11 protein-coding genes are annotated in these 12,658 nt (G+C 44.4%); 10 read left to right on the top strand and 1 reads right to left on the bottom strand.

Annotated features, from left to right (window positions below):
- Positions 1-2: 2 nt before the first annotated feature.
- From ACP26M_RS02350 to ACP26M_RS02395, 10 genes are all read left to right on the top strand, one after another.
- The gene (locus tag ACP26M_RS02350; protein WP_426585803.1) at positions 3-881 is read left to right on the top strand and encodes a universal stress protein; all 879 of its coding nucleotides are present in this window, start codon (positions 3-5) and stop codon (positions 879-881) included.
- Positions 882-1,040: 159 nt separating this feature from the next.
- Positions 1,041-3,425: a heavy metal translocating P-type ATPase gene (locus ACP26M_RS02355; RefSeq protein WP_426585805.1), complete on the top strand. Its 2,385-nt coding sequence runs from the start codon at positions 1,041-1,043 to the stop codon at positions 3,423-3,425.
- Complete coding sequence (gene ccoS, locus ACP26M_RS02360; RefSeq protein WP_091170101.1) at positions 3,422-3,583, top strand: cbb3-type cytochrome oxidase assembly protein CcoS; 162 nt, start codon at positions 3,422-3,424, stop codon at positions 3,581-3,583. Before ACP26M_RS02355 ends, ccoS begins: the two co-directional genes overlap by 4 nt.
- Before the next feature lie 86 nt (positions 3,584-3,669).
- On the top strand, positions 3,670-5,796 hold the full coding sequence (ccoN, locus tag ACP26M_RS02365) for a cytochrome-c oxidase, cbb3-type subunit I (protein ID WP_090533233.1): 2,127 nt from the start codon (positions 3,670-3,672) through the stop codon (positions 5,794-5,796).
- An 8-nt stretch (positions 5,797-5,804) separates the two neighbouring features.
- Positions 5,805-5,996 carry a hypothetical protein gene (locus ACP26M_RS02370; protein ID WP_091170095.1) on the top strand — a complete coding sequence of 64 codons (192 nt, stop codon included), beginning with the start codon at positions 5,805-5,807 and terminating at the stop codon, positions 5,994-5,996.
- Positions 5,997-6,028: 32 nt separating this feature from the next.
- On the top strand, positions 6,029-6,901 hold the full coding sequence (locus ACP26M_RS02375; RefSeq protein WP_426585808.1) for a cbb3-type cytochrome c oxidase N-terminal domain-containing protein: 873 nt from the start codon (positions 6,029-6,031) through the stop codon (positions 6,899-6,901).
- Positions 6,902-6,906: 5 nt separating this feature from the next.
- Positions 6,907-8,280 carry a cytochrome c oxidase accessory protein CcoG gene (gene ccoG, locus ACP26M_RS02380; RefSeq protein ID WP_426585810.1) on the top strand — a complete coding sequence of 458 codons (1,374 nt, stop codon included), beginning with the start codon at positions 6,907-6,909 and terminating at the stop codon, positions 8,278-8,280.
- Positions 8,281-8,284: 4 nt separating this feature from the next.
- Entirely contained in the window at positions 8,285-8,704 is a 420-nt protein-coding gene (locus ACP26M_RS02385; RefSeq protein WP_175490087.1) for a FixH family protein, read from the top strand.
- On the top strand, positions 8,701-9,387 hold the full coding sequence (locus ACP26M_RS02390) for a sulfite exporter TauE/SafE family protein (RefSeq protein ID WP_426585812.1): 687 nt from the start codon (positions 8,701-8,703) through the stop codon (positions 9,385-9,387). The genes ACP26M_RS02385 and ACP26M_RS02390 overlap by 4 nt, the downstream gene beginning before the upstream one ends.
- A gap of 62 nt (positions 9,388-9,449) precedes the next feature.
- Entirely contained in the window at positions 9,450-11,225 is a 1,776-nt protein-coding gene (locus tag ACP26M_RS02395) for a hypothetical protein (protein WP_426585814.1), read from the top strand.
- A gap of 64 nt (positions 11,226-11,289) precedes the next feature.
- Here ACP26M_RS02395 and hemN read toward each other — a convergent pair whose 3' ends face one another.
- Complete coding sequence (gene hemN, locus ACP26M_RS02400; RefSeq protein ID WP_426585816.1) at positions 11,290-12,654, bottom strand: oxygen-independent coproporphyrinogen III oxidase; 1,365 nt, start codon at positions 12,652-12,654, stop codon at positions 11,290-11,292.
- Positions 12,655-12,658: the final 4 nt, after the last annotated feature.

Consider the following 12,658-nt stretch of genomic DNA (forward strand, 5'->3'; position numbering starts at 1 on the left):
CCATGAAAACTATTTTAGTACCCACCGATTTTTCGGAGCCTGCAAAAAACGCGGCGAGCTATGCTATAAACCTTGCGCAAAATATCAAAGCGGGCTTGATATTATGTCATGCCATTAAAATACCTTCAGAAACGCCCATGGCAGCGCAGGTAGCCTGGCCTTTAGAAGATTATACTTCGCTCAAAGCAGATGCGGATAAGGAATTGGAACAACTTTCAGTAACCTTGCAAAAGGAAAACCCTTACGCCAAAGCGGGGGCAGGCCGTAGTCTTATTACTAAGTACTGCGACGTAGGCGAGGTAATAGATGTGGTAACAGGCAAAATAGATGAAGACAAGAGCGTAATGGTTGTTATGGGTATGTCGGGAGCGGGCGCTATGAGCAGATTTTTTTTAGGCAGCAACACACAGGATATGATCAGTGATGCTGCCTTTCCGGTTTTACTTATCCCATCGCAAGCAAAATATCACCCTGTAACCAAAATAGCTTTTGCTACCGATTTGAACAACAGCGATATAGAAATGATCCATTCGGTAGCAAGCCTGGCACGCTATTTTAATGCAGAGCTATTGATAGCCCACGTAACCGACGAAAAATATGAAACAGGTGATGAAAAACAGGAGGTAGAAGCTTTTTTAAATGAAGTGACCTGTAAAGCCAACTATCCTAAAATTTATTACAGGCACATTAAAGGTACTGGTATAATGCGCGGGCTCGATTGGCTCAGTGAACACGGAGTGATCGATATGCTGGTGATGGTACACCGTAAAGTTAATCCCCTTGAGCGCCTGTTTGGTATCAGTTATACTGAAAAACTTTCGCATCATACTGAAATACCTCTGCTGGTGTTGCCTGAAGGGCTTCCGCCGTTGCATTTCTAAAACAGGAGATTGGGAGGGAGCGCATAAGATCACATAGCAACGCGTGTTACTCTTTGTTTTTTAGCTGTGAAAAATGATACTCATCACTTTTCCATCCAACAGCCATCATTTTTCAGGTGCCGGATTACAGCCATTTTTGATCTTATAAATAGATCATCAATGGCTGTAAATATACTTACCCAAACTACCTGTTACCACTGCGGTAACGATTGTGATAAAGATCATTATGTATTGGATGGCAAAGATTTTTGCTGTGCTGGCTGTAAAGGTGTTTATAAAGTACTATCCAATAGTGGGTTATGTAATTACTACAGTTATAATGAACACCCCGGCGCAACCCGCACCCACGTGGAAAAGCGGTTTGAATACCTTGATGATCCTTCGATCATGGCCGACCTGGTTGATTTTACAGACGAAAATATTACAATATTAACGCTTTATATCCCTTACATCCATTGCAGCTCCTGTATTTGGCTGCTTGAGCAGTTAAATAGGTTTAACCCTGCCATTTATTACAGCCGGATTGATTTTTTAAAGAAACAGGTAAGTCTGCGCTTTAATAACAGGGAGATAAGCTTAAGACAGGTTGTGGAACTATTGGTTGATATCGGCTATGAGCCACTTATTAACCTCCAGGACGTTATTAAAAAACAACAAACCGGCACTGGCGATAATCTTGTAAAAAAGATAGCGGTAGCCGGCTTTTGTTTTGGTAATGTGATGCTGCTAAGTTTTCCTGAGTATTTGGGATTATCAGAATATGAGCAAACTTTCAGGCATTTTTTTGGCTGGTTGAATGTGCTGTTTTCGCTGCCGGTTGTGTTTTACTGTGGAAGGGAATATTTCCAATCGGCCTATACAAACCTCCGTAATAAAATATTGAATATCGATTTTCCGCTGGCGCTTGGCATAGCCGTGCTTTTTCTGCGCACGCTGATTGAGGTACTAACTCATGCGGGGGCTGGATTTGCCGACACGCTTTGTGGGCTGGTATTTTTTTTACTGGTAGGTAAATTTGTTCAGCGAAAAACCTATTACCATATCTCTTTTGAGCGTGACTATCGTTCATTTTTCCCTGTTGCCGTACAGGCTGTTGATAACGGTATTGAGAAGCCGCTGCCCTTATCAGCCTTGAAAGTAGGTCAGCGGATCCGCATTCGCAGTAATGAGATCATACCCGCCGATGCCATATTGCTGAATGGCGATGCACGGATTGATTTTAGTTTTGTTACCGGCGAATCGGTGCCCGTGACAAAGGTTTGGGGTGAAGTGGTTTATGCCGGCGGCCGGCAAATGGGCGAAGCCATTGAGCTGGAGGTGATTAAACCTGTATCACAAAGCTACCTTACCCAATTGTGGAACAATGAAGCTTTCAGCCGCAGCCAGGACAACCGGATGCAAACCTTTAACCAAAAGGTAAGTAAGTATTTCAGCATTGTTTTACTGGTGATTGCATTGGGTTCATTAGTTTTCTGGCTGCCGGTCGATGTTTACCGTGCCTTTTCGGCATTTACAGCTGTGTTGATTGTAGCCTGCCCCTGTGCACTGGCCTTAAGTACTCCGTTCACTATGTCGGCGGCACTCAGTATCTTTGATCGTAATTTTTTCTACCTCAAAAACACCGCCGTTGTTGAACAACTGGCCCGTATCAATACCATCGTTTTAGATAAAACCGGCACCATTACTATTGGCGGCGAAAACGGTGTAAGCAACAATGCGCAGCTAAGCAGTTACGAGGAACAACTCATATACAGCATTTGCAGTAATTCGGCCCATCCCTTAAGCGTTCAGATTTGCGATTACCTCCAAGGGGCAGAAAAACTTCGGGTAAGTAATTACCGGGAAATAGCCGGAAAAGGTATTACTGCCTGGGTTGATGGGCATAATGTTCAAATCGGCAGCCAGTCGTTTTTAACGGGAGGAGTAGATATAGCAAAATCAACCGAAGTGCACCTGATGATTAACGGGCGATACGCCGGTTATTTCAGCTTTGTTAATAAGTATCGTGAAGGGCTTGAAGATATTGCGCGGCTGGCTGCGGATTATAAAATTTACCTGTTATCGGGCGACCAGGACCGGGAGCGGAAAAATTTACTGCCTTATTTTAAGGGGGAAGGATATATGCTGTTTAACCAATCGCCCCAGCAAAAGCTTGATTTTATAAAGGCTTTACAGCTGGCCGGTAAAAAGGTAATGATGATAGGTGATGGCTTGAATGATTCGGGTGCTTTAAAACAAAGTGATTTGGGGATAGCTATTACGGATAACGTTAACAATTTTTCGCCCGGCAGCGATGCTATTTTGGATGGGCGTTCGCTCAGGTTGCTGCCTGCATTTCTTAAATTCTCAAAGGATAGTATTACCATTATCCACATCTCGTTTTTTATATCGCTTTGCTATAACCTAATAGGATTAAGCTATGCAGTAAGCGGCAGGCTTTCACCGCTTATTGCGGCCATATTGATGCCTTTAAGTACTGCAACCATCATTTCGTTCACCAGCATAGCAACACACCTGGCCGCTAAAAAAAGAAAATTATCATGAACATTATTTATTTCCTGATCGGCTGCAGCGTACTGCTTGCACTCGTGTTTTTAGGCGCTTTTTTTTGGGCGCAACGTAACGGCCAGCATGATGATCTCTATACCCCATCGGTGAGGATCCTGCTGGATGATGAACCAACTGATAAAGATAAAAAATGACCAATATCATTATTCGGGCAAACCGTAATCATTCTGTCGGCGGCAGCCCCTCAATACTTTTACACCATCAAATTATTTAATATCATATGCAGCCCGAAAATTTTTACTATGACAACAAGATCGTCCGTAATTTTGGTATCGCCACGGTGATCTGGGGTATAATTGGGATGACCGTAGGCCTCATCGTAGCTATACAATTGTATAGCCCGGGGATGAACATGGGCAATCAGTACACTACATTTGGCCGCATCAGGCCCTTACACACCAACGCGGTGATCTTCGCTTTTGTGGGTAACGCTATTTTTATGGGTGTTTACTATTCATTACAACGGCTGTTAAAAGCGCGGATGTTTAGCGATGCCCTTAGTCAAATTCACTTTTGGGGCTGGCAGCTTATTATTGTTTCGGCTGTTATTACGTTGCCCTTAGGTTTAACCACCTCGCATGAATATGCCGAACTTGAATGGCCGATAGATATTGCCATTACCCTTATCTGGGTTGTGTTCGGCATTAATATGTTTGGAACCATATTTAAACGCCGCGAGCGACATTTATATGTGGCCATATGGTTTTACATAGCCACGTTTGTCACCATAGCCGTCTTGCATATTGTAAATTCATTTGAACTGCCGGTATCAGCCTTTAAAAGCTACATGGTATATGCAGGCGTACAGGATGCACTGGTACAATGGTGGTATGGCCACAATGCGGTGGCATTTTTCCTGACCACACCATACCTGGGCATGATGTATTACTTTTTGCCCAAAATGGCCAACAGACCTATCTATTCATATAAGTTAAGTATTCTGCACTTTTGGGCGCTCATTTTTATCTATATCTGGGCCGGCCCGCACCATTTATTGTATACCACGCTGCCCGGTTGGGCGCAGTCATTAGGTGTTGCCTTTTCTATTATGCTGTTAGCACCAAGCTGGGGCGGCATGATCAATGGCTTGCTCACCCTGCGAGGTGCCTGGGATAAAGTTCGTGACGACGTGATCCTGAAGTTTATGGTAGTTGGCTTAACTGCTTATGGTATGGCCACTTTTGAAGGCCCTATGCTTTCATTGAAACAGGTGAACGCCATAGGCCACTTTACCGATTGGATAATTGCTCACGTACACGTTGGCGCTTTGGGCTGGAACGGCTTTTTAACCTTTGCCATCCTTTACTGGCTTATTCCGCGTATTTATAAAACGCAGTTATATTCAAAAAAGATGGCCTCGTTCCATTTTTGGATAGGCACGCTCGGGATCCTGTTTTACGCCGTACCAATGTATTGGGCCGGTTTTACCCAGGGTTTAATGCTTAAAGAGTTTACACCCGAAGGAATTCTGAAATATCCGGCATTTTTGGAAACCACCATGCGCATATTGCCTATGCACGTTATGCGTTCTGTAGGCGGTGGATTATACCTGCTGGGTGTTATTGTAATGGCTTATAACCTTTGCCGCACCGCGCTGCAGGGCAAACTCGTTGCAAATGAGCCTGCCCAGGCTATGCCGCTGCCGACTTTAAGCAAAACCGGGCATGAAGAAACATGGCACCGGGTATTGGAACGCCGCCCAATACAAATGATGATAGCCGCATTGCTGGTTATACTGGTAGGTACTTTTATTGAGTTGATGCCAACGCTGACTATATCATCAAATATCCCAACTATAGCAGCGGTAAAACCTTATACTCCACTTGAGTTGCAGGGACGTGACCTTTATATCAGAGAGGGCTGCTCAAACTGCCACTCACAAACGGTAAGGCCTTTCCGCTCAGAAACCGAGCGCTATGGCGAATACAGCAAGGCTGGTGAATTTGTTTATGATCACCCGTTTTTATGGGGATCAAAACGTACCGGGCCCGACCTGGCACGCGAGGGCGGCAAATATGGTAATGCCTGGCACTATAACCACCTGATGGACCCGCGCCTCATGTCGCCGGGGAGTATTATGCCAAATTATGATTGGCTGTTAACCCAAAATCTTGATACGGCTACCACAGCCGCCAAAATAAAGGCCATGCGCACACTGGGCGTCCCATATCCCGAAGGATATGAAAAAATAGCCAACAACGATCTTAGTAAACAGGAAAAAGAAATTGCCGATAACCTGTATAACGATCATATAAAGGTTAAAAACAATAAAGAAATAGTAGCCTTGATAGCTTACCTGCAACGTTTGGGTACCGATATCAAAGCAAGCAAAACCGCCGCTAAATAACAAAAGCAATGTTTAAGCAATTTACAGAACACATTTCGGGTGCCCAGGGTTACCTGTTATTTTCTCTGGGGATCTTCCTCGTATTTTTTATTGTAGTAGCTATCCTGCTTTTCAGGCTCAGGAAACAGCATGTAGATCATATGCGTAATCTGCCTTTGAAGGATAGTCATGGTGAATCCCTTAATTCTTACAACTTATGAAATACCGCCGCCTGTTAATTTTACTTGTATTGATGATACCGTTACATCCGGCAATGGCCGCCGATGACAGCCTGATACCGGGCGATTTGATGAACGAGATAGGGTATGGAGCAATTATAGCCATGCTGGCATTGTTTATTGTAGCCATGCTGGTGTTGCTCAGGGCGCTTAGGGTATTGACAAAAATAACGCTCCGGGCGCAGGGGTATACAGAAGAGCAGATCATAGCGGAGATGAAACCCGCCAAAAAAGTTAAAAAGTCTAAAACGGAGGTTTGGAACAAATTACTGTCGCTAAGACCGATGTCTGAAGAAAAGGAGCTGATCATAGCACATGATTATGACGGTATTCAGGAGCTTAATAATCCTATTCCAGGCTGGTTCAGCTACCTGTTTTATATCACCATTATTTTTGCAATTGGTTACATACTCATTTATCATGTATTTGGTGTTGGGCAGTTGCAATATGATGAATATAAAACGGAGATGGCCCAGGCAGACATTGCCAAAAAAGAATACCTGAGCAAGGCCGCTAACCGGGTTGACGAAACCACAGTTAAACTCGTTACCGATCAGGCTGTACTGGCTTCAGGGCAGGCGGTTTTTAAACAAAGCTGCGTTCCTTGTCATGGCGATCACGCGCAAGGGGTAGTTGGCCCCAACCTTACCGATGATTACTGGCTGCACGGCGGTAAGATCAATGATGTATTTAAAACCATAAAATACGGCGTACAGGCCAAAGGGATGCCCAATTGGGAGAAACAGTTATCGCCCAAGCAAATCTCGGATGTGGCAAACTATATAAAATCATTGCATGGCAGCAATCCGGCTAATCCTAAAGAACCGCAGGGCGAAAAAGATGCAGATGACGTTGCGGCAAAAGGCAAAACGATAGCAAAAATATAACGATTATGGACGGTTTACTGGCGGCAAAAGAAAACGGGAAAAGGCAGTGGATGTATCCGCTGGTACGTAAAGGCAGGTTTTATAAATGGAGAAGCTGGCTAAGCTATTTTTATCTCATTTTCTTTTTTGCCGGGCCGTTTCTACGAATCAATGGCCAGCCGTTGTTGCTGCTCAATGTGATAGACCGGCAATTTGTACTGCTGGGGCAGGTGTTTTGGCCGCAGGATATTTTTCTGTTCATGCTGGCTTCGCTTGTTTTTTTGGTTTGCGTGGTAATATTTACTATTGCTTTCGGCCGTATTTTCTGCGGTTGGATCTGCCCGCAAACCATATTTATGGAAATGGTTTTCAGAAAGATAGAGATTTGGATAGAAGGGGATGCCAATAAGCGTAAAAAGCTTGACGCGGGCCCGTGGACACGGGAAAAAATCATCAAAAAAACAGCCAAGCATGCTTTGTTTGTATTGGTATCCTTTCTGATCGCCAATACTTTCCTGGCTTATATCATCGGCAGCGAAAGCCTTGTTAAAATTATTGTTGAGCCTGTTACAGCTCACTGGGTTGGTTTTATCAGTATTTGGATATTCACCATTGTATTTTATTTGATTTACAGCCAGGTACGTGAGCTGGTTTGCACATTGATATGCCCTTACGGGCGTTTACAAAGTGTATTGATTGATGAGCACACTTTAGTAGTAGCTTATGACGATGTGCGTGGCGAACCACGGGGCAAGTTAAGCCGTAACGCGGACCCCTTTAACCTGAAAGGCGATTGTGTTGATTGCAGCCTGTGCGTTGCTGTTTGTCCTACGGGTATTGATATTCGTAAAGGAACTCAAATTGAATGTATCAACTGTACCGCCTGCATAGACGCCTGTGACCAGGTAATGGACAAGATAGGAAAACCCCGCAACCTGATTGGCTACTTCTCCGAAAATATGATCAGGCTGAAAGAAAAGCCCTCGTTTACCGGGCGCATGATGGGATATACCGCGGTAATAACCGTGCTGGTAGCTGTACTTGGTTATTTTATTTTCAGCCGGAGCGATATGGATATCACCGTTATGCGCAGTGCGGGGATGCTTTACCAGCAGCAGCCGGGCGGCTATATCAGTAATATTTATAATGCCGAAATCATTAATAAAACCAATCAGGATAAAGTGATCAGGATAGGAGCAGATGATCCGGCTGTTAAGATCAGTTATATCCAGGCACCCGGACCGGTTGCAAAGGGAGGATCGGCTAAAACGGTGTTTTTTGTCATGCTGCCTGCATCAAAGGTACATACCGCCAAAACTACCATTAAACTGAACCTGTTGCTTGGCGGTAAGGTGGTTCAATCTGTTAAAACCAATTTTATAGCACCAACAAATGATTAAGCATATGAACTGGGGAAAAGGGATAGTAATAGGCATGCTGGCTTTTATGAGTTACATTGTAGCCATGGGCGTTGCCATGTTCAGGCAGCCCGACGATGTCGATCCGCATTATTACGAAAAAGGGCTTGCTTTTAATGCCGATTATGATAAAGAGAAGCAAGTACTTAACGATAAAGCACAGCCATCAATCAGCATCAGCAACAATATCCTTTTAGTAAAGTTTGCGGGTCCTGTAAAGGGAACAGCAGATTTGAAGCGCCCGGACAACGGCAAAATGGACAGGCATGTTAATCTGGAGAGCAGCCTGACGGGTAATGTTAATATTCCTCTAACTGATGTAAAGTCAGGTAGGTGGCAGCTTGTTTTTAATTGGGAAAACAATGGCAAAAAATACCTGTATACCAAAGAAATATTTATACCATGAGCACCAGTCAAATCGCTTTTTTTATAGGCTTGTTTGGCAGTGTTCACTGTATAGGAATGTGCGGCCCGCTCGCCTTCGCTATCCCAGTTAACCACAGTAGCTTTTGGCTGCTGTTGTGGGACAAGTTGGTATATAACCTTGGGCGTACTATAAGTTACGCAACCCTCGGCTTAATAACCGGGCTCATCGGTAAGCAATTATGGCTTTCAGGTTTGCAGCAGGGGGTAAGCATCATTAGCGGAATACTGATCCTGCTGGCGGCCGGTTCAAGATTGTGGAAGGTGAAAATTCGTAACAAAAGCAGCAGCAACTGGCTGCTGAAGCCTTTTAACGGGTTGCTTACTTATGCATTACAGCATCGGGCCGGCCATTTAGCCATAGGCTTGCTGAATGGCTTTTTACCCTGCGGTTTTGTTTACCTGGCGCTTATCGGTGCGGTAAACACTTCATCAGTGGGTGCTTCCGTGCAATATATGGTTTGGTTTGGTTTGGGTACCCTGCCTTTAATGCTGGCGGTCACTGTTGGCAGTGGATTTGTTAACCAGGGCATCCGAAGAAAGATGAACAGGGTGGTTCCCTATTTTATGCTATGCCTTGGCGCTTGGTTTTTATTACGTGGGCTCGCGCTTGATATTCCTTATCTGAGTCCGCCATCGGCCAGCGGAACTGTTATTTGTAAGTAACACCGGAGGTACATTGATGAGCCTCCTGGTTTATTCTAAATACATAATATTAAATTAATTATATGCACAGCTTTCATATACCTGTTTTAGGTTTGGGATACTCTGTTGATACACCGCTAAAAGTGGCCCGGTACGGTATCTCGTCCGTTGTTTCAATTGTTGATGATGAACTCGTTGAGCGTATGCGGCAGTATCACTCAACTCAAAATGGTTTGCCATTTACGCCTATTTTAAAAAATGGGCCCGACAGCCGTTCAAAACGGATTACGGCCTATCTTAATTTATTAAACGAGCTGGTAAATAAGCAGTTTGAAGAACTTAAACAAATGCCATTTAACCAGGGAATGGACATCGACCGTTACTTTAACCTGCTACCGGAGGCTTCGCCTTTAAAGCAGGGTTACGAACTGATGAACGAGTATCCCGAGGGGGAACGTAAACAGATCTTTCAAAATCTTTTGCGAGCCAGAATGAACAAAGGCGCTATTGATGTAAATATCATGGCCAAAGTTGATAAAATGAACTTTGACGCAGACGGCAATTATACTGGCGATACCCATACCGACGCGCTTGCTGCTTTGAAAGGCTTTGCTGAGAGCGACCTGGAGTCATCAGTGGTGCTTTCGGCGGGGATGAACCCGAGGCTGTACAGCTACCTGGAAACTTTTAAGTGTTTTTACCCTGATGGCAATAACGAGGTCCGTAAACGGATCGTTTTAAAGGTGAGCGATTTTCGTTCGGCGCTGATCCAGGCAAAGTTTTTAGCAAAAAAGGGGCTGTGGGTATCAGAATTCAGAATTGAATCGGGCCTGAATTGTGGCGGGCATGCTTTTGCTACTGATGGCCTGCTGCTTGGGCCGATCCTGGACGAGTTTAAACTGAAACGGGAACACATGATGCACGAACTGCTTGCCCTTTATCAACCGGCGCTTGCCGAAAGGGGTTTTACAGAGACCAACCCGGCGCAAAAGATCAGCGTACAAGGTGGGATAGGCACTATGCAGGAAGATGTTTTTTTGCGGGAGCATTATCAAATGGATGCTACCGGTTGGGGCAGCCCGTTCCTGCTGGTACCCGAAGCCACCAATGTTGATGAACATACGCTGCAACAATTGGTAGGCGCCGGCCATGATGATTTTTATGTAAGCTCGTCGTCGCCGCTGGGTATCCTTTTCAATAACTTCAGCAAAAGCTCGGGCGAAGAGCAAAGACTTAGCAGGATAGCAAATGGCAGGCCGGGCAGTCCCTGCAATAAAAAATATTTGGTATCAAATACCGAGTTTACCGAACATCCCATTTGCACAGCATCACGTGAATACCAACATTTGAAAATAAAGCAGCTAAAACACAGTGAGCCTCCGGCAGCTGAAATTCAAAAGCAAATAGATGCTGTTACCGAAAAGGTTTGCTTATGCGAAGGGCTCTGTGCATCTGCTTATATCAAAAACGATATCCTGAAAGCCCGGGAAAACAAGGCAGTAACCATTTGTCCCGGACCAAATATCGCCTTCTTTTCAGGGGTTTATACGCTTGATGATATGGTTGGCCATATCTATGGGCATATCAACTTGCTTGAGGCAACAACCCGCCCTAATATGTTTATCAATGAGTTAAACCTTTATATCGATTACCTTAAAAAGGACATTTCGGGCTATGTAGCAAACCTCAACGAAAAGAAAGGAAAATACCTGCTCAAATTTAAAGACCAATTACAGCAGGGTATCACATACTATAAAGAATTAATACCGCAAATAAGCAACCAAACCCAGGATTACCTGGAGCGGATGCTGAAAGACCTGCTCTTATCAGAAGAGAAACTGCAATTACTAAATATCTAAAACAAAGAAACCGGGAATCGATCCCGGTTTCTTTGTTTAACTGATAGTTGGTGTTGTCAAAGCCTTATCCAGTCATACTGAATAACTGCGTAGTAGGCTTATCGGCCCATAGGCGGGCATCAAGCGCCATACATATATTGCGTAAAAAGCGTTTACCCATGGGGGTAACTGTAATGCACCATGAATTTAGCTCAACGAGCCCGTCCTGCTCAAATTGGCGCATACGTTCCAGCCCCTTTAAAAAAGCTTCACCTGTTTCATTATGGTTCCAACAAGTTTTGCCATTACACATGATATTTAAAATATGCCTGCGAATGCTCAGATCATCGGTTGTAAGCATATGTCCTTTAAATACCGGCAGCTGGCCGGCATTAACTAATTGCAGGTATTCCTCTACTTTTTTTACATTTTGGGCAAAGGCATACCAGCTGTCGCTTATGGAGGATACGCCCAAACCAATCATTAATTGGGTATATTGATGGGTGTAACCCATGAAATTACGGTGCAGCGTACCATTTTGTTCGGCTAAGTAAAGACTATCCGTGGGCAAGGCGAAATGGTCCATACCAATTTCATGATAGCCCAACGCTGTAAATAATTCGCGTCCGCATTCATACAAAGCCCTTTTATCATTAGCATCTGGCAGGTCGTTTTCGGTAAAACGGCGCTGACCGGGTTTTATCCACGGTACATGGGCATAACTGTAAAAAGCGATCCTATCGGGCATTAATTTCGCCACTTGGGCAATGGTATCTTTTAGCCCGTTGATGGTTTGAAGCGGGAGGCCATATATCAGATCGAAGTTAACGGATGTGTACCCGATCCGTCGTGCCTGCTGGGTAACCAGTTTTACCAGTTCAAAACTCTGGATCCGGTTAATGATAAACTGAACCCTGGGATCAAAATCCTGAATGCCGAGGCTTATCCTCCTGAAACCAAGATTGTATAAAACCTGTAAATGATCAACAGTTGTGTTAGCGGGGTGCGCCTCAAAGCTAAACTCGGCCCGGGGATGGATAGTTGATGAATTTAATATACCATTGATCAGTATGGCCAGGTGTTCGGGTTTAAAAAATGTAGGTGTGCCGCCGCCAAGGTGTATTTCCCTGATAACGGGTCTGCATTCAAAGGTATTGATGTACATGGCCCACTCCATTAAAACAGCTTTAATGTATGGCTCTTCTACCCGGTGGTTTTTGGTGATGCGGGTGTTACAACCGCAATAGGTACACAGACTTTCGCAAAATGGCAGGTGAATATACAGGCTAATCCCGTCACGATCGTTACTCTCCTTAAAAGAAAGCGATACTGATTTTCGCCATTCCTCTTTGTCGAAGTTATCAGTGTTCCAATATGGTACGGTAGGGTAACTGGTATAGCGGGGAGCAGCAATGTTGTATTTATCAATAAGATGCTGAGGGATTTTCATAAAT

Source organism: Mucilaginibacter sp. R-33, from assembly GCF_049949235.1.
Lineage (GTDB): Bacteria > Bacteroidota > Bacteroidia > Sphingobacteriales > Sphingobacteriaceae > Mucilaginibacter.

What these genes read in the sequence shown, in the direction of transcription:
- ACP26M_RS02350 (WP_426585803.1), top strand. Translation starts at nt 3, where the DNA reads ATGAAAACTATTTTAGTACCCACCGATTTTTCGGAGCCTGCAAAAAAC.
- ACP26M_RS02355 (WP_426585805.1), top strand. Translation starts at nt 1,041, where the DNA reads ATGGCTGTAAATATACTTACCCAAACTACCTGTTACCACTGCGGTAAC.
- ccoS (WP_091170101.1), top strand. Translation starts at nt 3,422, where the DNA reads ATGAACATTATTTATTTCCTGATCGGCTGCAGCGTACTGCTTGCACTC.
- ccoN (WP_090533233.1), top strand. Translation starts at nt 3,670, where the DNA reads ATGCAGCCCGAAAATTTTTACTATGACAACAAGATCGTCCGTAATTTT.
- ACP26M_RS02370 (WP_091170095.1), top strand. Translation starts at nt 5,805, where the DNA reads ATGTTTAAGCAATTTACAGAACACATTTCGGGTGCCCAGGGTTACCTG.
- ACP26M_RS02375 (WP_426585808.1), top strand. Translation starts at nt 6,029, where the DNA reads ATGATACCGTTACATCCGGCAATGGCCGCCGATGACAGCCTGATACCG.
- ccoG (WP_426585810.1), top strand. Translation starts at nt 6,907, where the DNA reads ATGGACGGTTTACTGGCGGCAAAAGAAAACGGGAAAAGGCAGTGGATG.
- ACP26M_RS02385 (WP_175490087.1), top strand. Translation starts at nt 8,285, where the DNA reads ATGAACTGGGGAAAAGGGATAGTAATAGGCATGCTGGCTTTTATGAGT.
- ACP26M_RS02390 (WP_426585812.1), top strand. Translation starts at nt 8,701, where the DNA reads ATGAGCACCAGTCAAATCGCTTTTTTTATAGGCTTGTTTGGCAGTGTT.
- ACP26M_RS02395 (WP_426585814.1), top strand. Translation starts at nt 9,450, where the DNA reads ATGCACAGCTTTCATATACCTGTTTTAGGTTTGGGATACTCTGTTGAT.
- hemN (WP_426585816.1), bottom strand. Translation starts at nt 12,654, where the DNA reads ATGAAAATCCCTCAGCATCTTATTGATAAATACAACATTGCTGCTCCC.